This is a genomic window from Roseitalea sp., from assembly GCF_984466335.1.
Map to the genome: position 1 here is coordinate 778 of NZ_CFIFWG010000004.1, position 21,597 is coordinate 22,374.

Sequence of the window (21,597 nt, forward strand, 5' to 3'; positions counted from 1 at the left end):
AGGCGGCCTTCTTCGTCGCAAACAGGCTCTTCGGTCTGAGGTTCGCCGAACGCCCGGAGATCGCGGTGCATCACCCCGATGCCCGCGTCTGGGCGGTCACGGACGCGGCCGGCCGGCACAAGGCGGTCTTCATTGGCGACTATTTCGCCCGGCCCTCCAAGCGCTCCGGGGCATGGATGAGCGCGATGCAGGTTCAGTCACGCCTGCTCGGCCGCACGCCCATCGTCACCAACACGATGAATTTCGCAAGGCCGCCCGCCGGCGCGCCCGCCTTGCTGTCGTTCGACGACGCGCGCACCCTGTTCCACGAATTCGGTCACGCGCTGCACGGGATCATGTCCCAGGTGACCTATCCGAGCGTGTCGGGGACGAACGTGCCGCGCGATTTCGTCGAACTGCCCTCGCAGCTTTTCGAACACTGGCTGACCGCGCCGGAGGTGCTCGACCGGTTTGCCCGGCACCATCGGACCGGCGAACCCATGCCGCGAGCGCTTCTCGACAAGGTGCTCGCGGCGCGCACCTTCAACGCCGGCTTCGATACGGTGGAATACACCGCCTGCGCCCTCGTCGACATGGCCTATCACCAGCGGGCCGAGGCGCCCGGCGATCCGGCCGCGTTCGAGGCGGAGCGGCTTGCGGCCCTCGCCATGCCGCCGGCGATTGCGATGCGGCACCGCTCGCCGCATTTCCAGCACGTCTTTTCGGGCGACCATTATGCGGCGGGCTACTATTCCTACATGTGGTCGGAGGTGCTGGACGCGGACGCCTTCGCCGCCTTCGAGGAGGTAGGCGACGTGTTCGATCCACACCTGGCCGAGGCGCTCGGCCGGCATATCTACGCCTCCGGCGGGACAATGGAGCCCGAGGACGCCTACAAGGCCTTCCGCGGCAGGCTGCCGACGCCCGATGCCATGCTCGAAAAGCGCGGCCTGGCGTAGGCGCGCAACGCACGGGGCTTGCGTCATGAACGATCATCTGCGACAGCGCTTTTCGCGCATCCGCCCCGATGGCGACACCCATGAGCGCGACGTCTGCGAGCGCTGCGGCTTCGTTGCCTACCACAATCCGAAGATCGTGACCGGTTCGGTCGTCACCCATGGCGGCCGCATCCTTTTATGCCGGCGCGCGATCGAGCCCCGCCGCGGCTACTGGACGGTGCCCGCGGGCTATCTGGAGCTGGGCGAAACGCCCCAGGAGGGCGCGTTCCGCGAGGCGCGCGAAGAAGCCAATGCGGCGCTCGACCTGCACGGGCTCCTGGCGGTCTACACCGTGCGAAGGTTGAGCCAGGTTCAGCTCATCTATCGGGCGACGCTGCGCGACGGCCGCCATTCGCCCGGCGAGGAGAGCCTGGAGACGGCCCTTTTTGCGTGGGACGAGATGCCCTGGACCGATCTGGCTTTCCCCTCCGTTCACTGGATGCTCGACCACCAGCGCGCGTTCGAGGACGGATCGGGCACGCCGCCTTTCGGCAATCCCCCGGATGCGGATTGATCCCGCGCAAGGATCGCTCTTGCGGCACATGCCAGAGCGTTCAATCTCATGACGGAACGCTCTATGGCACTTGCCCTGATCCCCGATTCACGCGCACTGCGCCAGCTCTTTGATTTTGAGCATGTTCCTGTCCGAAAACAGCACGCACCTTTCGGGAACAGGCCCTAGTTCAACGCATCGCCGAACAGCGTGCGGTGCATCAGAGCATAGATCTCGGTGTTGTCGACGAGCGGTTCCATCATGTCGTGGTTGAGGCCGGCCGAACGGGCGATGATGCCGCCGGCGATGTCGTTGTAGCCGACGAAGGTGATGCCGAACGGATGGCTGACGCCTTCCTTGTCGGGCGCGGACATGAAGACGTCGCCGAAATTGCCCTGCTGGCCGTGCAGGATGCCGCCGCCGGAGGTCGAAGCGGCGACCGCGCCGCCTTCGCGAGCCTGCGAGCCGGACAGGACGTGCATGCCGGCGGCGTCGGAGTCGGCGGCCATGATCAGCATGGTGTCGTCACGGGCCTCGACGAAGTCCATCAGAACGCCGGTGGCCTCGTCGGCGCGGCGCAGCGCCTCCAGCGTGCCGTAGGCGTTCATGTTGTTGGCGATGTTGTCGGTGCCTTCTTCCTCGATCACCATGAAGAAGCCGTCCTCGTCGCGCGCGATGATCCGCAGGGCGGCATCGGCCATCTCGGCGATGGTCGGCGCCCCCTCCCAGTAGGTGGGCAGACCCTCGATGAGGTTGCGCTCGCGCTCCTGGTCGTTGAAGGTGTGGTTGTGGGCGAACACGCCCAGCAGCATGTCCACCTCCTCAAGGTTCAGCGCCATCAGTTCATCGCGCGTGTAGACGACGGTGTAGCCCAGTTCCTGGGCGCGCTCGATCAGGTTCAGGCCGTCCTCGCGCTGGCCTTCGCCGTGGCGGCCCTCGGTGCCCTCGGGCAGCAGGAAGCGCTCGCCGCCGGCCATGATGACCCGAAAGCCGGATTCGATGACTTCCTGGGCGATCTCCGCAGTGTTGCCGCGCGACTCGTTGGAAGCGGCGAAGACCGCCGTGCCCGGCTCGGCGATGTGACCCGACTGGACCAGCGCGACGGCCTTGCCGGCCTCATGGGCCTCTTCGGCGATCGTCATCTGCTTGCCCGAGGCGGCGGTGATCTCTTCGGTGCGGTTCAGGCCGAAGGAATCGTGATGGACCTTGACGCCGTAGGCGTGAACGGTGGCGCCGCCATGGGACGTGCCGGTCAGGCGTGTCGCCATGTGGCCGGTATAGACGCCGACGCCCGGCAGGCGATCCCAGTTCAGTTCGCCGTCGGGGCCGGCAAAGGCGATCCGTGCGGCCGCCCAGTGGCTGGCGCCGGCGCCGTCGGGATGGAAGAAGATGACATTGCCCGTTGCAGCGTCCTGAGCCGCGGACGGAACGGCCGGAAGCAGGGCCAGGGCTGCCACGGCGGCGAGCAGAGTTCCTTTGCGATGCATTTTTGCCTCACCTGTGCTGGGTATGTGGAGTGTCAGAGGCAGCTTTTGCCGCCACACATCGCAAATGGGCGTGCCGGTCGCCGACACAATAACCTGAATGTGAAACTTTTCTGAAATCGCAACTTAGCCAACACGAAGGCCACGACAGGAATATAGATGTAAATGTCAACCGCTCAAAATGACGCATGATCACGCTTTTCACTTCCCTGCACCTTCCAATGCCGGCCCGTGATCGTAATCGGATAATCTCGCAAAGAAAAACTGGCCGGGAGCCGGCTTGCAAAGTGAAATACCGCATGGAGCGAGGGATGGCGGCAAGCCGTGCCGCGAACCCGCCTCCCGCTCGGGTCACGGGCGCAATTCGGGCCGGTCGGCGAACAGGGCGAGCGCTTCTGGGTTGGCCAGCGCCTCCTTGTTCCTGACGGGGCGGTCGTGCACCACCTCGCGCACCGCCAGCTCGACGATCTTGCCCGATTTGGTGCGCGGTATGTCGTCGACCGGCAGCACCACCGCCGGCACGTGGCGGGGCGAGGCGCCGGCGCGGATCTTCGCCCTGATCGCCTTGACCAGTTCATCGGTCATGTCGACCTCGTCGGCGAGGCGCACGAACAGGACCACCCGCACATCGTCGTCCCACTCCTGGCCGATGCAGATCGCCTCGACCACTTCGGGCAATTGCTCGACCTGGTTGTAGATTTCGGCCGTGCCGATGCGGACGCCGCCGGGATTGAGCGTGGCATCGGACCGGCCATGGATGACGATACCGCCATTTTCGGTGATCTCGGCGAAATCGCCGTGGCACCAGACATTGGCGAACCGCTCGAAATAGGCGGCATGATACTTGCCCCCGTCCGGATCGTTCCAGAAGCCCACCGGCATGGACGGGAAGGCCCTGGCGCAGACCAGTTCGCCCTTCTCGCCGGTCACCGGCCTGCCCTCGTCGTCCCACACCTCGGCGGCCATGCCGAGACCGGGCCCCTGGATTTCGCCCGTAAAGACCGGCTCGCCCGGAATGCCCAGCACGAAGCAGGAGACGATGTCGGTCCCGCCGGAGATCGAGGCCAAGTGCACATCGGCCTTGATGCCGTCATAGATGAAGCGGAAACCCTCCGGCGACAGCGGCGAACCCGTCGAGGAGAGGACGCGCACGCTCGACAGATCGTGCGTGTCGATCGGTCTCAGGCCCGACTTGCGCACGGCGTCGATGAACTTCGCCGACGTGCCGAAATGGGTCATCGCCTCGGCGTCTGCATAGTCGAACAGCGCGTTGCCGTCCGGGGCGAAGGGCGAGCCGTCGAACAGCAGCAGCCTCGCCCGCGACGCCAGCGCCGAGACCAGCCAGTTCCACATCATCCAGCCGCAGGTGGTGAAGTAGAACACCCGGTCGCCCGCGCCGATGCCGGCATGGTAACGATGCTCCTTGAGGTGTTGCAGAAGCGTGCCGCCAGCCGAATGGACGATGCACTTGGGAACGCCCGTGGTGCCGGAGGAATAAAGGATGTAGAGCGGATGGTCGAAGGGCAACCGCGCGAACGTGACCGGCTGTGCCGAAAACGCGCCGAGCGCCGGGCCGAGCGCCTCGGCCTTCGGCGTTGCGGCGGCGACGGCTTCGGCGTCGCCCAGATAGTCGACGACGAGGACGGTGCCGACCGAGGGCAGCGCGGGTACGATCTGGGCGAGCTTGTCGCCGATGGCGATCCGCTTGCCATTGTACCAGTAGCCGTCGCAGGCGATGAACAGGACCGGCTCGATCTGGCTGAACCGGTCCAGAACGCCCCTGGGTCCGAAGTCGGGCGAACAGGACGACCAGATGGCGCCGATCGAGGCCGCCGCGAGCATGCCGGCCACCGCTTCGGGCATGTTGGGGAGCATGGCGGCGACGCGGTCGCCGGCCCTGACGCCGCGGGCGATCATGAACTGCCGCAACCTGGAGACGAGCGCGTGCAGATCGTCCCAGCTCAGGCGCCGTTCGGCCTTGTCCTCGCCGCGAAAGACGATCGCGTCCTCCGGCCCCGTTTGCCGCAGCAGGTTCTCGGCGAAGTTGAGCCGTGCATGCGGAAAGAAGCGGGCGCCGGGCATCGCATCGCCGTCGGCGAGCACGACCGACCCCTTGTCGCCGATCACGCCATTGTCGTCCCAGACCGCCGACCAGAACGCCGCGCGATCATCGACGGACCAGCGGTGCAGTTCGGCATAGCTGCCGAAGGATCGCCCCGCGCGTTCGCCGGCATAACCCATGAACGCCCGCATCGCCGAGGCTTGGGCGACCGCCGGCGACGGTGTCCAAAGGGGTGACGCCATGACCATGAACCCTCCTCAATTTCATGTTCGCATGTCTGGTACGCCCTGATGCGAACGCTCGCAAGACGAGCGCGTCCGGCGCGGCCCGATAAGTGGGGCGCAGCGCCCGTGGCGGCTGTCCGCGCGGGGCGATATTTGTTACAGCGACGCCATGGGTAGGTTGGTGTTGCGTATCGCGGTCATTTCCGCGGCCGTCCTTGCGGCCGCGGGCGCTCTTTTTGCCGTCAGCCTTCCTTGGCTGGTGTCGACCGAGGTCGTGCAATCGTCCATCGAACGCGAACTCGGCAACTTCTTCGGCACCCGGGCGCAGATCGGCGGGCGAACCGAGGTGACCGTTTTCCCCCGCCCAAGGGTCGCGCTCCGCGATGTCCGGATCGAGGCGCCTGGGCGGGACGCCGGGACGATCCTCGCCAGCGAGAGCCTTGAGGCCGATATCGGGCTCGTCGGCCTGATCGGCGGCCGTCCGGAGTTTTCCAACTTCCGGCTCGTCCGCCCGCACCTGCGGCTCGTCCGGCAGGCGGACGGACGGATCGACTGGCTGGCGCAGAGCGGCCGCGTCGGGCGGCTGTTCGCGGCCTGGGGCAACGATGCGGCGCCGGGCGGGAGCCGCCCCCAGCACCATCAGGCGGGCGTGGGCGACCGACTCGGCACGATGATCGCCGAAAATGGCCGCCTGACGATCGAAGGGGCCGACGGCAAGATCGTCGAGGACATCACCGAGATCGACGCGACGGTGAACTGGCCGCGCCTGGATGCGCCGCTTGCCGTGACGGCCGATCTGATCTGGCGCGGTGCGGCCGGCTCGGTTCGCTTCGCCACGCAGGCGCCGACCGCCTTCTTCCGCAACGCCCCGGCCGAGACCCGGTTCGCGATCGATTCGGAAACGGTCGCGCTCGACTTCAACGGCCGTGCCAATGTCGGCGGACCGCCGTTCGCGGACGGCACGCTCACCTTCGCCACGCCCTCGGTCCGGACCTTCATGACGCTGCTCGATGCCGACGTGACGGCCGGGCGGGCGCTGGGCGCGGTGGAGCTGTCGGGGCCGGTGCGGCTGGCGCAGCGGCGCATCCGTTTCGAGGGGCTTTCAATGTCCATCGACGGCAACGGCGGCAAGGGTGTCCTTGAGATCGGGCTGAACCAGCCCGACACCGGGCCGGCCCTGACCGGCACGCTCGATTTCCAGTCGCTGGACATCCGCGCCTTCCTGTCCGCCTTCGTCGACGTCCAGGGGCTGATCGGCACCGGCGCGATCGAGACGAGCCGGGCCGCCTCGCAGATGACCGCCGATTTCCGCATCTCGGCGGCAAGCGCGACCTTCGGCGATCTGAGGCTCGGCGATCTGGCCGCGACCGCCCAGGTATCCGAGGAGGTCGCGATCTTCGACATCGGCGATGCCCAGGCCTATGGCGGGCATGTCCAGGCCCGGCTGAGCCTTTCACCAGGCATCGACGGCGAAACGGCCGAGGTCATGCTGTCCGGACAGAATGTCGACACCGCCGCCATCGGCGAGGCCTATGCGCTGCCGCGCGCCTTGCCGCGCGGGCGGGGCGATTTCTCGGTGACCTTGAGCGGACCCGCCGCCGGCCCGCTGCGCTCGACCCGCGATCTGGCAGGCACGATCGCCATCGAGATGGCGGCCGGCGTCATGCCCGGTTTCGGCCTCGATGCGCTGTTCGAGCGCAAGCAGATCGCCCGCTACTTTTCTCTGGACATGGATGCGGCGGCCCAGCGGTTCGAGACGGCGCGCCTTTACGGCGACATCGCCGAGGGACTGCTGACGCTGAAGGAGACCCGCATCACCTATCCGCAGGGCGATGTGCTGCTCAGCGGCATCGTCTCGCTCGGCAGCGGAAGTCTTGCCGTGACCGCGATGGCGGCGCGCGGCCATGGCGCGCCGGACACGCCGAACGGGGAAGCGAACGAGGAACGCGGCGCCCCCGAGGAGACCGCGCAGTTCTTCGTCGGCGGCTCGTGGAACCGGCCGTTCGCGACACCGGTCCTGCTGCCGTGACGCGCGCCGGGCGCGCACCAGGACGACGGCCGGAACCCGGTCAGAACAGCGATCCCTGGCCGCCCGGCCGCGGCTTTGGCTTTTCCCTCGTCTGCGGCGGTTTTGGCGCCGAAGGCGAGGGAGGGCCGGCCTTGCCGGCGATGACGTCGAGCCGGTCGTCGCCGGCGAACTGGATCGTCAGCCGGTCGCCCGCCGCAACGGAGCCGGAGCGGCGCAGCGGCGCGCCATGCGCATCGCGCACCAGCGCGTAACCCCTTTCAAGCACGCTTTCATAGGACAGCGACCCGAGCAGCCGCGCGGCCTCGGCAAGGCGGCCGCCGGCTTCGCCGAGCGTGTCCCGCGCGGCCCGGTCGATGCGCGCCACCGCCTGCGCCATGCGGCGCGCGCCATCCTTGCGCAACCTCCCGCTGGTCCGGGGCGACAGGCGCGCGGCGCGGTGGGCGAGATCCCGGCGCCGCAGATCGAGCCCGCGCGACAGGCCGAGCGGCAAGCCCCGCGCCAGCCGGTCAAGGCGCAACCGGTCCCGCCCGGCCATGTCCGAAAGCCGGACCGGCGCGAGCAGCGCGTCCAGCCGCGCAAGACGATTTCGCCGGTCCGCGACGGCGACATCCAGGCCCGATCGCAGCCGACCGTCCAGGGCGTCGAAGCGCTGTCGCGGCAGGGCGAGGATCCGGTCGGGCCGGGGCAGGCCGCGCGCCAGCGCCGTCAGCCGGGTGCGGCGATCGTCGGCAAGGCGGCTGATCGCGCCCGAAAGGCGCGCGCCGAGTTGGGCGATATGGGCCTCAAGGTCCGCCCGCACGGGCACGGCGATCTCGGCGGCGCCCGTGGGTGTGGGCGCGCGCCGGTCGGCCGCATGGTCGATCAGCGTCGTGTCGGTCTCGTGGCCGACCGCCGAGATGAGCGGAATGGCCGAGCGCGCCGCCGCGCGCACCACCACCTCCTCGTTGAAACCCCAAAGGTCTTCCAGACTGCCGCCGCCGCGCGCGACGATCAGCACGTCCGGCCTCGGCGCCGTGCCGTCCGGCGTCAGCGCGTTGAACCCGTCGATCGCCGCGGCCACCTCGGCCGCCGAGGTCTCGCCCTGCACCCGCACCGGCCAGACCAGCACGCGGGCGGGAAAGCGGTCGGCGATGCGGTGGACGATGTCGCGGATCACCGCGCCGGTCGGCGAGGTGACGACGCCGATCACGCGCGGCATGAAGGGCAGCGGCTTCTTGCGGTCCGCCTCGAACAGCCCTTGGGCGGCCAGCTTCTTGCGCCGCTCGTCGAGCAGCGCCATCAGAGCGCCCGCGCCGGCGGGCTCGATCGCGTCGATGACGATCTGGTATTTCGACGAGCCGGGATAGGTCGTCAAGCGGCCCGTGGCGATGATCTCCAGCCCTTCCTCGGGCTTGAAGGCCAGCTTGGAGAAGGCGCCGCGCCAGATCACCGCTTCGAGCGTGGCGCGCTCGTCCTTGAGGCGGAAATAGGCATGGCCCGAGGCGTGCGGGCCGCGATAGCCGGACACCTCGCCGCGCACGCGCACCCGGCCGAACGCGTCCTCGACCGTGCGCTTGACCGCCTGGCTGACCTCGGAGACCGAATATTCGGCAACGTTCGAGGCGGCGGAAGAATCGGACAATGGCAAGTCTGAAGCCATCGCCGTTTGTTTCAGCGCGCCGCCACGCGGTCAAGTGGCGGCATGCCAAACCCGGCGCGCCCGCTTAGCGGTCGCGGGCAACGTTCTTGTGATGCGCGGACGCTGAAGGGCCCCGTTACCGGCTTTTGATCACCGAGCGCAGATAGGCGTCGAAAATGGCGTCGATGCCCTTCCGGTAACCCTCCTGCGTCTGGCGGCCCGTCTCGAACATCTGGCCGAACAATTCCTCATAGGCGTTGCCGCCCGGCTCCGGTTCGGGCTCGGGCATGCCGCCGAACATCCGTGCCAGCGCCTCGGCGAACGGATCGCCGCCCGACCCGCGCGCCGGCTGGCGCCGCATCGCCATCAATTGCTCCATCATGTCGACCACCGGGTTGCCCGATGCCGGACCCGGCGAAACCTGACCCGTCGACTGCTTGAACAGCCCGCCCATCAGGGTCGAGGCGATCACCGGCAGCATCCGTTCGAGGACCTGCCGGCCGACACCCGTGGCCTGCTCGGCCTGGGCGGCAACGGCGCGGCTGACCGCCTTGGAGCCGAACAGGTGGCCCAGAATGGCGTTGCCTTCGGCGATTCCCGGCGGCTGGAACGCGGTCTGCATGTCCTCGAAATATCGGGCATGCCGGCCGGTCGACAGCGCTTGCATGAAACCGGCCACGCCCGCCGGATCGGCGGTGTTGCGCTTGAGCCCCGCCGAGAAGGCGGGCATCAGCGCTTCGATCGCCTGCTCGGTCTGCCGCGCCGACAGGTCGAACCGGCGGGCCATCATCTGCATCGCCTCGCCGCTCTGCGCCCGTGTCAGGGTCTCGAACAGGGTCATCATGCGCGCGCCTCCCTCGCATTGGGGGCCTGAGCCTAACATGCGAGCCAATGCCCGCAACCGGGCTTTCGCCGCAGGGCTTCACCGCAAAGCACCACAGCGCTATAGAAAGCCAGACGCACACAGGGTGATCGATGCCGGACGACATGAAGGCCCGCGCGAGCCAGGCGCCCCATGCCGGCGGCGGCAAGAAGCCGCCCAGGCGCGCCGTTCCAGACTTCGTTCGCAATCTGCGCGGCGTCGCCGACTGGGCGCAGGCCGGCCCCTGGCTGGCGGCCCGCTCGATCGAGGACATTGAATGCATCACGCCCGACCTTGCCGGCATTGCGCGGGGCAAGATGATGCCATCGTCCAAATTCACCTCGAACACGGCGCTGGCATTGCCCTCGGCGCTGTTCCGCCAGACGATCTCGGGCGAGTATCCCGATGAGACCGGCGCGTTCCGCCACGACCCGCGCGACGGCGACCTGAAGCTGGTGCCGGACCTTGCGACACTGTCCGTCGTGCCCTGGGAGAGCGATCCGACCGCGCAGGTGGTCTGCGACCTTGTCGACCAGCGCACGGGCGAACCGTCCCGGATCACGCCGCGCCAGGTGCTCAAGCGGGTGATCGGCGCCTATGCCGAAAAGGGCTGGCGGCCGGTGGTCGCGCCCGAGATCGAATTCTATCTGGTCGCCAAGAACACCGATCCCGACTACCCGCTGCAACCGCCGACGGGGCGTTCCGGGCGCCCGATCTCGGGCGGGCAGAGCTATTCGATCGCCGGCATCAACGAGTTCGACGAACTGATCGACGACATCTACCATTTCTGCGAGGCCCAGGGGCTGGAGATCGACACGCTGATCCACGAGGAAGGCCCCAGCCAGCTCGAAATCAACCTGCGCCATGGCGACCCGCTGGCGCTGGCCGACCAGACCTTCCTGTTCAAGCGCACGATCCGCGAGGCGGCGCTGAAGGCGGACATGTACGCCACCTTCATGGCCAAGCCGATCCAGGGCGCGCCGGGCAACGCCATGCACATCCACCAGTCCGTGGTCGACGCGGGGACCGGCACCAACATCTTCACCAAGGCGGACGGCGGCGAGACGGCCCTGTTTCGCGCCTTTGTCGGCGGCATGCAGCACTATATGCCCAAGGCGCTGGTGATGATCGCCCCTTACGTCAACTCCTATCGCCGGCTGACCCAGTCGGTCGCCGCGCCCGTCAACACCGCCTGGGGCTATGACAACCGGACCACCGCGTTCCGCATCCCATCGTCCAACCCGCAGGCCCGGCGTGTCGAGAACCGGCTGCCCTCGTCGGACGCCAATCCCTATCTGGCGCTCGCCGCCTCGCTGGCCTGCGGCTATCTGGGCATGGTCCATGGGCTGGCGCCGACAGAGCCGACCGCCGAGACCGCCAACGAGGGCGAGATCGACCTGCCGCGCGGCCTTCTGGAGGCCGTCTCGCTGCTTGAGGGGGAGCACGCCTTCGACGGCATTTTGGGCCGCGAATTCATCGCCAACTATGCCGGCGTCAAGCGCGGCGAGTTCGAGACCTTCATGCGGGTGATCAGCCCATGGGAGCGCGAGTTCCTGCTGCTCAACGTTTAGACGGGCCGCGCCCCTTCACAGGGCCCGATTGGCGAGCGGAGGCGCAACCGACGCAGGGATTTGAAACCTTGCCGTCGGCGCCGGTGTCGATCGCATGCCCCATGCGCTTGAGATGAACCGGCCGGCCCTCATGCGGCAGCGCTCTCAAGCCGGCCGATCAGGGCGGGGAGATCGGCGACCGTATCGATCACGTGATGGGCGCCCGCCGCCTTGAGCCTGGCGGTGACGCGGGCGCGCATCGCGGCGCGGTCGGCTTCGGACAGGGCGGCCAGTTCCTCGGGCGTCAGTCCTGCCTCGTTGCCGGACAGGCACACGCCGACGGTGACACAGCCCGCTGCTATTCCCTCTGCGATGCCCGGCTCGGTGTCGTCCACCTTGATCACCGCCGCCGGCGGATAGACGGCCAGGTCGACGAAGCATTTGTACATCATCAACGGACCCGGCCGCCCCTCGGGCAGGTCGTCGGCGCAGACCAGATTGTCCGGCGCATAGCCCTGCTCGGCGGCCACCGGCAGAACGCGCTCCATGATGGAGCGGGTGTATCCGGTGGTCGAGCCGATCTTCATGGCGCGCGCGCGCAGCCAGTTCACCGTCTCCAGCGCGCCTGGAACGAGTTCGGCATGGTCGGCGGCCACCGCCTCGTTCATCGGCACGAACACCTCGTAGACGCGATCGACGTCGGCGTCGGTGGGCGCGGCGCCATGCCGGCCGGCCCATCGCTCGGCGATATCGGGATCGTTCAGCATGGCGCGGATGTGATCCCATTTCGGCGCGCCCATGGGCTTGCGCGCGTCAGCGATCGTCACATCGATTCCGAACTTTTCAAAGGCGCGCACGAACACGCCCATCGGCGCGAACGAGCCGAAATCGACCATCGTGCCGGCCCAGTCGAAGACCACGGCTTTGAACATGAAACGTCTCCATTCAACCAAACAGGTCGGCCATCACCTCTTCGCCGATGGCGAACGCGGTCGACGCGCCGGTGCCCGAGGTGACCAGCACGGCGCGAACCGCATCGGACACGCGGTCGACGAGCATCAGGCGGTCGCCGGCGGACGCATAGGTGCCGGTCCAGCGCTCGACGACGGTCCGGTCCGGCAGGTCGAGCACCGCGTCCAGTTCGTCGAGGATCAATTGATCCACATGGCTGGGCGCGAAAGGCGGCGGCGTGTCCGCATAAAGATGGCTGTCGCCGACCACCAGGCTGCCGTCGGCCGACTGGACCGCGATCAGGTGCACGCCCTGCGCCAGCGCTTCGCCCTGTTCCGCTTCGAGCACCCGCCGCAGCGCCACGGCTTCCGGCAGGTCTGCATAGCCGTGATAGCGGACAAGGCCGAGATCGCTCATCACCGCCGCGCCAAGGCGCATTCCGCCCGCCGGCCGCACGCGCATCATGTGCAAAAGGCATTTCGTCAGGCCGTATCGGGCGATGCGTTCGGGAACCAGCGTCAGGAAATCGTCGCCGGGGCAGATGACGGCCACCTCGGCGCGCACCGTCCCGCCCGTCGTCTCGATCACGGGCGGTTCGACCGCCTTGACCAGCGTGTTGCGCCTGAACGTGACGCCATGGGCCTCTTCCAGCCAGGCGGCGAGCCTGGGAACGGCGTCCCTCGATTCGACACGCAACTCATGCGGGCTCCACAAGACGGCCGACAACGCGCCGTTGCGCAGGTTCGGCACCTTCTTACGGGCTTCATCGGCGGTGATCAGGTCGCAGCCTTGCCCCATCTCGGTCGCTGCGAAGGCTTCAAGAACCGCCACGGCCTCCGGGCGGCGCGCGGTCATGGCAAGGCCCGCATGGATCACATCGATCTTCGCCCGAGGTGCGATCTCCGCCCAGATGTCGCGGCTGCGCCGCGCCCTGTGCCAGCATTCGCCCGCCTTCTGGCCGGTGACGGTGACGAAGCCGAAATTGCGCACCGAGGCGCCGTTGGCCTGGGCGTCGCGGTCGATGACGACGACGCGCTTGCCGCGCCGCGCGGCGGCCAGCGCATGGGCAAGCCCGACGATGCCCGCGCCGATGACCGCAATGTCGAAGTTCATTTGAGTTCCTTTTCCAAGAAGACGCGCAGATGCTCGTCGCGCCGGTGCGGCGACGGGCCGGTGCGGATGATCTGATAACCGCGCCGGCCGCAATAAGCCACCCAATCGGTCATGATCGCGGCCGTTTCCAACCCGCGCCTCATGCCGGACGGAATGGAACTGGGGTGAAGTGCCGGCCGATGCGGGCGCGCGGCCATGGCGTACCTTGCGCAAGCGCCTATATTGGTTATGTCAGCGACGAGGCGGGACGGGATAATGACCATCCATTTCGACAATTCCTATGCGCGGCTGCCCACCCGTCTGTTCACGCGGCAGGCCCCCGCGCCGGTCATCGCGCCCGCGCTCATCCGCCTCAACCGGCCGCTTGCCGCCGAACTCGGCCTGGACGTCGGCTGGCTGGCCTCGCCCGACGGCATCGCCATGCTCGCCGGCAACGCTTTCCCGGAGACGGCCGCGCCGCTGTCGATGGCCTATGCGGGCCACCAGTTCGGCAATTGGGTGCCGCAGCTCGGCGACGGCCGCGCGCTCCTGATCGGAGAGGTGGTCGATGTCAACGGCACCCGCCGCGACATCCAGCTCAAGGGATCGGGCCGCACGCCATGGTCGCGCATGGGCGACGGGCGCGCCGCGCTCGGCCCGGTGCTGCGGGAATATATCGTCTCCGAGGCGATGGCCGCGCTCGGCGTGCCGACGACGCGCGCGCTCGCGGCGGTGACGACGGGCGAGTTCGTGCTGCGCGAGGACCGCCTGCCCGGCGGCGTTCTGACGCGGGTCGCCCAAAGCCATGTCCGCGTGGGAACGTTCCAGTATTTCTACGCGCGGCAGGATCACGAGGCGCTCGCCGCGCTCGCCGGCCACATGATCGACCGGCACGATCCGTCCGCGCGCACGGCGGACAACCCCCATGCGGCGCTGCTCGAAGGGGTGATCGCGCGACAGGCCGGGCTGATCGCCAAATGGCTCGCGCTCGGCTTCATCCATGGCGTGATGAACACCGACAACATGGCGCTGTCGGGCGAGACGATCGATTACGGCCCGTGCGCCTTCATGGACGGTTACAATCCGGGCGCGGTCTACAGCTCGATCGACCAGTTCGGCCGTTACGCCTACGGCAACCAGCCGGCGATCGGCCACTGGAACCTCGCCAATCTGGCACAGGCGCTCGTGCCGCTGCTCCATGCCGACGCGGACAGGGCGGTGGAGATCGCCAGGTCCGCGCTGGAAGGCTACGGCGCGGCCTTCTCGGCCGCCCATGTCGCCGAGATGACCGCCAAGATCGGCCTCGCCGATGCAAGCGGGAAGGCCATGGGCCTTGTCGACGGGCTGCTGACGCTGATGGCCGCCGAGGGCGCCGACTTCACCAACACGTTCCGCGCGCTGAGCACGCTCGGCCGGACGGCGGACGGGCGCGACGCGGCGTTCCTGGACCGGTTCGCCGACCGGCCGGCGGCATCGGCCTGGCTCGACCGGTGGCGTGCCGCGCTCGACGGCGAGGCGCGGTCCGACGGGGAACGGATCGCAGCCATGAAGCGGGCGAACCCGGCCGTCATACCGCGCAACCACCAGGTCGAGCGGGCGATCGCTGCCGCCTATGGGGGCGATATGTCGGCGTTTTGCGCCCTGACCGACGCACTGGCCGATCCGTTCGCCGACCGCCCGCGCGACGATCCGCTCACCCTGCCGCCCGCGCCTGGCGAAGTCGTCCGCCAGACCTTCTGCGGCACTTGAGCCGGCCAATGCCGGCGCAGCACGCGCCGGCGTTCAGTCACGAGCGATTTCGAACAGCCTGGCCGACCGGGCGCCCGACCGGCAATAGGCGAGCACCGGTCCGGGCAGCTCCGCAAGGGCCGCCTTGGTGTCGGCGACGTTCTGGGGCGTCAGGCCGATCTGGTTGGAGACCGGGATGTAGCGCACCGCGAGCCCGGCCAGCCCGGCCGCTTCGCTGACCGCGTCGAATTGCGGCTCGTCCGGCGCCTCGCCGTCAGGACGGTTGCAGATGACAGCGCCAAAGCCCGCCTCCGCGATCGCGGCCATCTGTTCGGGATAAAGTTGGCCGGCCACGGCGAAATCATCGGTCAGGACCTTCCAGTCGGCGGAGGCTGCCTGTGTCGACATTGCTCTTTCCCTCATTGCCCGGTTCGCTTCGGCCGGCATACGGTGCCCTCAAACTCATATCTAGATGAAAACCAAGGCCATTGCGATAGGGCGCGCGAGGCGGCGGGAACGGCGGTGTTTGCATTGCGTTCACCATGGCCGCCACTCGCTGCGTCGGTTTAAGATCCTGGTCGTCTTACCCCCATAAACTCCCGCCAACCTGCGCCCTTTTGGGGAGGGCTTTTTGACCGGGAACAAGCAGCTCAGCGACGATGTCACCGATCGGATGGTCCGGCGGATGCGCTTCGGATACTGGAGCGCGCTGCTTGTCATCGCCTTGATGGCGATGATCACATTCATTCTGGTCGACAAGGCGGTCTCGACTCAGCACAACGTCAACGATCTTGTAAATCTGGCCGGCGACCAGCAAATGCTGTCGCAGCGGATCGTTCTTCTGACCAACACAGCCAATGTGGAGGACGGGCGTTACCGCCGCGCTTCCTCGCTCCACCACCTGCGCGACGCGTTGGCCGTTTTCGAGAGCAACTTCGCGGCTCTGAAATACAAGCTGGACCGCGACAGGGCAAGCCCGCAGGTGCGTGCCATGATGACCATGCCGCCCCACGACATCGGCTTCTTCACGCGCGATCTCATCGACAAGGCCGGCGCCTATCTCGTCGAGGCGGGAGCCAATCCGCAGTTGGACGTCCAGCCGCTGCCGCAGCTTTCGGCCACCGCCGTGCTCGCGGGCTATGCGGCCCTGGCCGATCAGGTCGCCCTCGAAGCGCACGGCGGCATCGCCAACATGCTGCGCCTGCATCGGATGGTGTTCATGGCGATGATGATCGTTCTTGCGCTGGCCGCGATGTTCATCTTCAGGCCGATGCTCAGGGACGTGGCGCGCAAGACCGACGACCTGATCCGCACGCGCAACGAGATGGCCCACATAGCCCGGCACGACCAGTTGACCGGCCTGTTGAAGCGCCAGGCGATCGAGGATCACGTTCACGCCGTGATGGAGATCGGGGCGGCGCCGCAGCCGTTCGCGCTGATGCACATCGGCATCGACGATTTCAAGTCGGTCAACGATACCTACGGCCATGCGATCGGCGATGCGTTCCTGGTCGAGATCGCCCGGCGCATCACCGACGGGCTGCGCGGCAAGGACGTGATCGCACGGTACGGCGGCGACGAATTCGTCGTCGTGCTCGACGGCGTCAAGACCCGGCAGAACGCGCGGAGCATTGCCGAACACGTCGCCGCGATGATCGGCAAGCCCTTCCGCATCGGCGAGATCGCGATCGATCCGCACGCCAGCATCGGCACGGCGCTCTATCCGGACGATACACACGACTTCGGCGAGCTGATGTTCGCCGCCGACCTTGCCATGTATCATGCCAAGAGCGACGAGAGCCGCAGGGCCAGCGCCTACGATCCGTCCATGCGCGCCGACTATGAGCGCCGCCTGGGCGGCGAGGCGATGTCCGTCGCGCGGCCTGCATGAGACCGATACCGTCCTGTTCATAAGATCGCGCGCCGGTTCACCGGCGCGCCGGGGCGGCCTATAGTGCGGCCATGGCCATTCGCCGCCTCGATGAAACCCTCATCAACCAGATCGCCGCCGGCGAGGTCGTCGAGCGGCCGGCATCGGTGGTCAAGGAACTGGTCGAGAACGCGCTCGACGCCGGTGCGCGGCGCATCGAGATCGCGACCGCGGCCGGCGGCAAGGGGCTGATCCGCGTCATCGACGACGGCCATGGCATGGCGGCCGAGGAACTGGCCCTTGCCGTCTCGCGCCACTGCACGTCCAAGCTCGATCATGGGCTGTCCGCGATCGCCACGCTGGGGTTTCGCGGCGAGGCGCTGCCCTCGATCGGCTCGGTCGCGCGCCTGCGCATCCGCTCGCGACGGCACGGGGCGGAGGCGGGAGCCGAGATCGCCGTCGATCGCGGGATCGTCGAGGGGCCGCGTCCCGCGCCGGCCAACCCCGGCACGCTCGTCGAGGTGCGCGACCTGTTCCACGCAACGCCGGCAAGACTCAAGTTCCTGAAGGGCGAGCGCGCCGAAAACGGCGCTGTCTCCGACGTCGTCAGGCGCATCGCCATGGCGTTCCCAAACGTACACTTCACCCTGACCGGTTCCGATCGGGCCGCGCTGGATTTTGCCGTCGCGCCCGAGAATGCGGACGGTCCGTTGCAGCGGATCGGGCAGGTCCTGGACCGCGATTTCGTGGACAACGCGGTGGCCGTGCAGGCGCACAAGGAGGGCGTGCGGCTGGGCGGGCTGGCGAGCCTGCCCTCCTGGCACCGCGCGGCGGCAAACCGGCAGTTCGCCTATGTCAACGGCCGTCCCGTGCGCGACAGGCAGATCCTCGGCGCCTTGCGTGGCGCCTATTCGGACATGCTCGAACGCGGACGCCATCCGGCGGCGGTGCTGTTCATCGAGATCGATCCGGCCGATGTCGACGTCAATGTCCATCCGGGCAAGGCAGAGGTGCGCTTTCGCGATCCGGGCCTGGTGCGCTCGCTGATCGTCGGCGGCGTGCGCCGGGCGCTTCTCGAAGGCGGAGTGCGATCCTCGACCCGCGACGCCGACGGTATGATCGCCGCCTTCAAGGCGCCCGGCGGCGATGTTCAGCACCACACCGGCCCGCCGGCCCCGCCCCCTGGCTGGCAGGCCCCGCTCGGTGCGGCGGCGGCCTTCGGCGGGGCGGCTCCGAACGGCTTTGCCGAGCCGAGGCAGGCACGTTTTGCGACCGCGCCGCAAGCGCCATGCCTGGCCGAGGACACCGATGGCGGCACTCCCGACGGCGCGGACTATCCCCTCGGCGCGGCACGGGCTCAGTTGCACGCCACCTACATCGTTTCCCAGACCGATGACGGCCTCGTTCTGGTCGATCAGCACGCCGCGCACGAGCGGCTCGTCTTCGAGGCGCTCAAGCACGCCATCGCCGACCGCCCGCTGCCGGCCCAGATGCTGCTCGTCCCCGCGATCGTCGACATCGAGCCCGAGCGGGCCGAGGCGCTCAATGCCATGGCCGGCGCGCTATCGCGCTTCGGCCTTGAGATCGAGCCGTTCGGCCCCGGCGCGGTGGCCGTGCGGGCGACGCCGGCCATGCTCGGCGAGGCGGACGCTGCGGGCCTTATCCGGGATCTTGCCGACACGATCGATCCCGCGCTCGCCGAGGGCGATGCCGGCCGGCTGCGCGAGCGGCTCGAAGCGATCGCATCGACCATGGCTTGCCACGGCTCGGTGCGCGCCGGCCGGCGGATGCGGCCCGCCGAGATGGATGCGCTGCTGCGGCAGATGGAACGGACGCCGGGCTCGGGCACGTGCAATCACGGCCGGCCGACCTTCATAGAGCTCAAGCGCGCCGACATCGAACGGCTGTTCGGCCGACGGTGAAGGCGGGCGGGGCACCGGCCGGAACCGGTTTTCCTTGACGGGCCCGGCCAAATGTGTCCAATCGCGAAGTTCGGAGACCATCATGAACATTCATGACATTCCCAGCGCGAACGAGGCACGCATCCGCTTCATGGACGCCGATTTCCGCGTGGTGACGCCCGGCACCTTCGTGCGTTGCGCGATCACCGGAAGGCCGATCCCGATCGACGAGTTGAAATATTGGAGCGTGGCCCGGCAGGAGGCGTATGTCGACGTGCACGCCTCCCTTGAGGCCGAACGCCAGGCCGGCGCGCTGCCCACGCGGGGCGTTTAGCCGATCCGCCTTTGGTGATAGCCTTGGGCGGTCGCCGCAAGGATCGCATCGGCGTCGGAACCGGCATCGAACACCACCGATACGGGCACCACATGCGTGCGCCGGCGCAGCGCGGCCAGCGGGCCGTCCCGGTGTGAAAGGCGGACATGGTCCTTTTCCGTCGTCACCAGTTCCAGACCATCGGCCTCGGCCTTTGCGAGCAGCGCCCTGGCGTCGGCCTCGGTGAATATGTGATGATCGCCGAACGAGCGCGTCGCCGCCGGCATGCAGCCATGATTGCGCAGCGTCTCGTAGAACTTGCCCGGATCGCCGATGCCGCAATAGGCAAGGACCCGCCGGCCCGCAACGGCGTGCATATCGGCCGGCTCCAGGCGGGCCTGCATGACCGGCTTGCCCGCGCGCGCGGCGGCCCGCACCACACGATCGCCGGCGTCCGCGTCTCCGATCCGCAGCACCGCGTCCATGAGCCGCATCTGGTCGCGCAGCGGCGCCCGCAGCGGGCCGGCCGGAATGACGCCGCCATTGCCGATACCGCGCCGCGCGTCCAGCGCGATCAGCGCATAGTCCATATGCAGCGACCGGCTCTGGAAGCCGTCATCCATGATGATGAAGTCGACGCCGCCGTCGATCAGCGTCTGGGCGCTGCGCGCGCGATTGACGCCGACCGCGGTCGGGGCGGCGCGCGCCAGAAGCAGGGCTTCATCGCCGACCGAGCGGGCGGTATCGGCCTCAAGGTCGACGCGGTGCGGGCGCACATGTCCGCCGCCATAGCCGCGCGAGACGATGCCGGGCCGATAGCCCCGGTCCCTTGCGGCCAGGGCAAGGGCGATGGCCACCGGCGTCTTGCCGGCCCCGCCGACGGTCAGGTTGCCGATGCACAGAACCGGCGCGTTGACCGATGCCGGCGCGGCCCGGTCCATGCGGCGGCGCGTGATGGCGCCATAGATCACCGATGCCGGCCACAAAAGGCGCGATCGCAGGCCCGGCTCGCCGTACCAGAAGGACGGTGCCTCGCTACCAGCCAACGCGCCCGCCACCGCTGGCCGCCGGCGCCGGACCCTGGTTGCGGCCGGTCGCTCCGTTCGCCGACAGGCGCGCCTTGACGACGAGCGGCTGCACATAGGGGCCGAGCGTCCGCCACGTCCGGTCAAGCGCGCCGCTCATGTCGGCGATGACGCCGCGGCCGGCCTCGGACATGGCATCGCACAGCGCCTCGTTGCCCAGAAGGAAATTGACCGCCTTGGCGAGCATCATCTCATTGTCGACGATCCGCGCCGCGCGCACCTTGCGGAACCGGCCATAGATCTCCTCGAAATTGCCCAGGTTCGGCCCGGTCAGCACCGCGCAGCCGAGCATGGCCGGTTCGAGCGGGTTCTGGCCGCCCTCGGCCGTCAGCGAACGGCCGACGAAAGCGACCTTGCCCATGCGCAGATAAAGGCCCATCTCCCCGATCGTGTCTCCCAGGAAGATGTCGGTGGCCGGAGACGGCAGCGCATCGATGGTCCGGCGCGCTACCGCAAGGCCCATGCCCTTCATCGAAGCGGCGAGTTCGTCGGCGCGCGCGGGGTGGCGCGGCACGATCACCGTCAGAAGGCCGGGCCAGCGCTGGCTGAGCGTGCGGTGCACACGCGCGGCGGCCATCTCCTCGCCCTCATGGGTCGAAACGGCAAGCCACACCGCGCGGCCTTCGAGCCTTGCCCGCATCTGCGAAAAAAGGGCGGGCTCGACCGAGGGGACGGGCACGTCGGCCTTCAGATTGCCCGAGACGGTCACCGGCCGCGCGCCGAGCGTCTGGAAGCGCGCGCCATCCGTGTCGCTTTGGGCGGCGACATGCGACAGGTTCTCGAACAGCGATTCGGCAAGCGCGGGCCTGCGCCTCCAGCGCCTGAACGACCGGTCGGACATACGCCCGTTGATGAGCACCTGCGGGATGCGGCGCGCACCCAGTTCCAGGATCGTCATCGGCCAGATCTCGGACTCGGCGAAAACGGCCAGGTCGGGCTGCCAGTGGTTGAGAAAGCGGCTGACCGCGGGCTTGAGGTCGAGCGGCACATACTGGTGCAGCACATCGTCGCCGAACCGCTCGCGCGCAAGCACCGCCGAGGTCACCGTGCCGGTGGTGAGGACGACCGGAACTCCGTGCGCCCTGAGCCGGCCGACCAGCCCGGAGACGGCCCCGGTTTCGCCCACCGACACCGCATGGACCCAGACCAGCGGGCCGGAAGGCCGGCTCGCCGACGGCTTGCCGTAGCGCTCACCGCGCCGGTCATGCTGTTCCTTGCCGCGGGTCGCCCGCACGCCGACATAGACGCCCATGAAAGGATAGGCCGCCATGCCGGCCCAGCGATAGGCCTGAAGCGCCAGCCGCGCCCAGCGTTCGCTCATTGCGTGTTGTCCAAGTTCGCGTTTCCAGTCCCTTGCG

Annotated in this window: 17 protein-coding genes; 8 read left to right on the top strand and 9 right to left on the bottom strand. The window is 68.4% G+C overall.

Annotated elements, in window-relative coordinates:
- Positions 1–938: M3 family metallopeptidase (locus tag AC5E6L_RS00870; RefSeq protein ID WP_491770606.1), on the top strand; the 938-nt coding region annotated here is incomplete at its 5' end.
- Positions 939–963: 25 nt separating this feature from the next.
- Positions 964–1,491 (top strand): NUDIX hydrolase, encoded by a 528-nt coding sequence (locus AC5E6L_RS00875; protein ID WP_491228460.1) that lies wholly within the window; start codon positions 964–966, stop codon positions 1,489–1,491.
- Between the two features lie 164 nt (positions 1,492–1,655).
- Here AC5E6L_RS00875 and AC5E6L_RS00880 read toward each other — a convergent pair whose 3' ends face one another.
- Both AC5E6L_RS00880 and AC5E6L_RS00885 read right to left on the bottom strand, forming a co-directional pair.
- A complete protein-coding gene (locus tag AC5E6L_RS00880) occupies positions 1,656–2,957 on the bottom strand; it encodes an alkaline phosphatase (RefSeq protein ID WP_491770608.1) in 1,302 nt (433 codons plus the stop codon).
- Between the two features lie 348 nt (positions 2,958–3,305).
- Complete coding sequence (locus AC5E6L_RS00885; RefSeq protein ID WP_491770610.1) at positions 3,306–5,264, bottom strand: acetoacetate--CoA ligase; 1,959 nt, start codon at positions 5,262–5,264, stop codon at positions 3,306–3,308.
- A 145-nt stretch (positions 5,265–5,409) separates the two neighbouring features.
- Between AC5E6L_RS00885 and AC5E6L_RS00890 the strand changes: the two genes are divergently transcribed.
- Positions 5,410–7,269, top strand: a complete 1,860-nt coding sequence (locus AC5E6L_RS00890; RefSeq protein ID WP_491228463.1) for an AsmA family protein — start codon at positions 5,410–5,412, stop codon at positions 7,267–7,269.
- 40 nt (positions 7,270–7,309) lie between these two features.
- Here the strand turns inward: AC5E6L_RS00890 and xseA are convergent, their stop codons facing one another.
- The gene (gene xseA / locus AC5E6L_RS00895; RefSeq protein ID WP_491228464.1) at positions 7,310–8,908 is read right to left on the bottom strand and encodes an exodeoxyribonuclease VII large subunit; all 1,599 of its coding nucleotides are present in this window, start codon (positions 8,906–8,908) and stop codon (positions 7,310–7,312) included.
- A 115-nt stretch (positions 8,909–9,023) separates the two neighbouring features.
- On the bottom strand, positions 9,024–9,731 hold the full coding sequence (locus AC5E6L_RS00900; protein WP_491228465.1) for a DUF937 domain-containing protein: 708 nt from the start codon (positions 9,729–9,731) through the stop codon (positions 9,024–9,026).
- A 131-nt stretch (positions 9,732–9,862) separates the two neighbouring features.
- On the opposite strand from AC5E6L_RS00900, the gene AC5E6L_RS00905 reads away from it, so the two are divergent.
- On the top strand, positions 9,863–11,320 hold the full coding sequence (locus AC5E6L_RS00905) for a glutamine synthetase family protein (RefSeq protein ID WP_491770613.1): 1,458 nt from the start codon (positions 9,863–9,865) through the stop codon (positions 11,318–11,320).
- Positions 11,321–11,448: 128 nt separating this feature from the next.
- On the opposite strand, the gene phnX is transcribed toward AC5E6L_RS00905, so the two are convergent.
- A complete protein-coding gene (phnX, locus tag AC5E6L_RS00910) occupies positions 11,449–12,231 on the bottom strand; it encodes a phosphonoacetaldehyde hydrolase (RefSeq protein ID WP_491770615.1) in 783 nt (260 codons plus the stop codon).
- 13 nt (positions 12,232–12,244) lie between these two features.
- Positions 12,245–13,363: a TIGR03364 family FAD-dependent oxidoreductase gene (locus AC5E6L_RS00915; protein ID WP_491770617.1), complete on the bottom strand. Its 1,119-nt coding sequence runs from the start codon at positions 13,361–13,363 to the stop codon at positions 12,245–12,247.
- 255 nt (positions 13,364–13,618) lie between these two features.
- Between AC5E6L_RS00915 and AC5E6L_RS00920 the strand changes: the two genes are divergently transcribed.
- Positions 13,619–15,091, top strand: a complete 1,473-nt coding sequence (locus tag AC5E6L_RS00920) for a protein adenylyltransferase SelO (RefSeq protein WP_491770619.1) — start codon at positions 13,619–13,621, stop codon at positions 15,089–15,091.
- Between the two features lie 33 nt (positions 15,092–15,124).
- On the opposite strand, the gene AC5E6L_RS00925 is transcribed toward AC5E6L_RS00920, so the two are convergent.
- Complete coding sequence (locus AC5E6L_RS00925; protein WP_491230434.1) at positions 15,125–15,478, bottom strand: protein tyrosine phosphatase family protein; 354 nt, start codon at positions 15,476–15,478, stop codon at positions 15,125–15,127.
- A gap of 223 nt (positions 15,479–15,701) precedes the next feature.
- Between AC5E6L_RS00925 and AC5E6L_RS00930 the strand changes: the two genes are divergently transcribed.
- From AC5E6L_RS00930 to AC5E6L_RS00940, 3 genes are all read left to right on the top strand, one after another.
- On the top strand, positions 15,702–16,961 hold the full coding sequence (locus tag AC5E6L_RS00930; protein WP_491770621.1) for a diguanylate cyclase domain-containing protein: 1,260 nt from the start codon (positions 15,702–15,704) through the stop codon (positions 16,959–16,961).
- Between the two features lie 71 nt (positions 16,962–17,032).
- Positions 17,033–18,862 carry a DNA mismatch repair endonuclease MutL gene (gene mutL / locus AC5E6L_RS00935; protein WP_491770623.1) on the top strand — a complete coding sequence of 610 codons (1,830 nt, stop codon included), beginning with the start codon at positions 17,033–17,035 and terminating at the stop codon, positions 18,860–18,862.
- 82 nt (positions 18,863–18,944) lie between these two features.
- Entirely contained in the window at positions 18,945–19,175 is a 231-nt protein-coding gene (locus AC5E6L_RS00940) for a DUF2093 domain-containing protein (RefSeq protein ID WP_491770625.1), read from the top strand.
- Here AC5E6L_RS00940 and lpxK read toward each other — a convergent pair.
- Positions 19,172–20,200 carry a tetraacyldisaccharide 4'-kinase gene (lpxK, locus tag AC5E6L_RS00945; protein ID WP_491770627.1) on the bottom strand — a complete coding sequence of 343 codons (1,029 nt, stop codon included), beginning with the start codon at positions 20,198–20,200 and terminating at the stop codon, positions 19,172–19,174. The genes AC5E6L_RS00940 and lpxK overlap by 4 nt on opposite strands.
- Entirely contained in the window at positions 20,190–21,560 is a 1,371-nt protein-coding gene (waaA, locus tag AC5E6L_RS00950) for a lipid IV(A) 3-deoxy-D-manno-octulosonic acid transferase (RefSeq protein ID WP_491230508.1), read from the bottom strand. The genes lpxK and waaA overlap by 11 nt, the downstream gene beginning before the upstream one ends.
- Positions 21,561–21,597 lie beyond the last annotated feature (37 nt).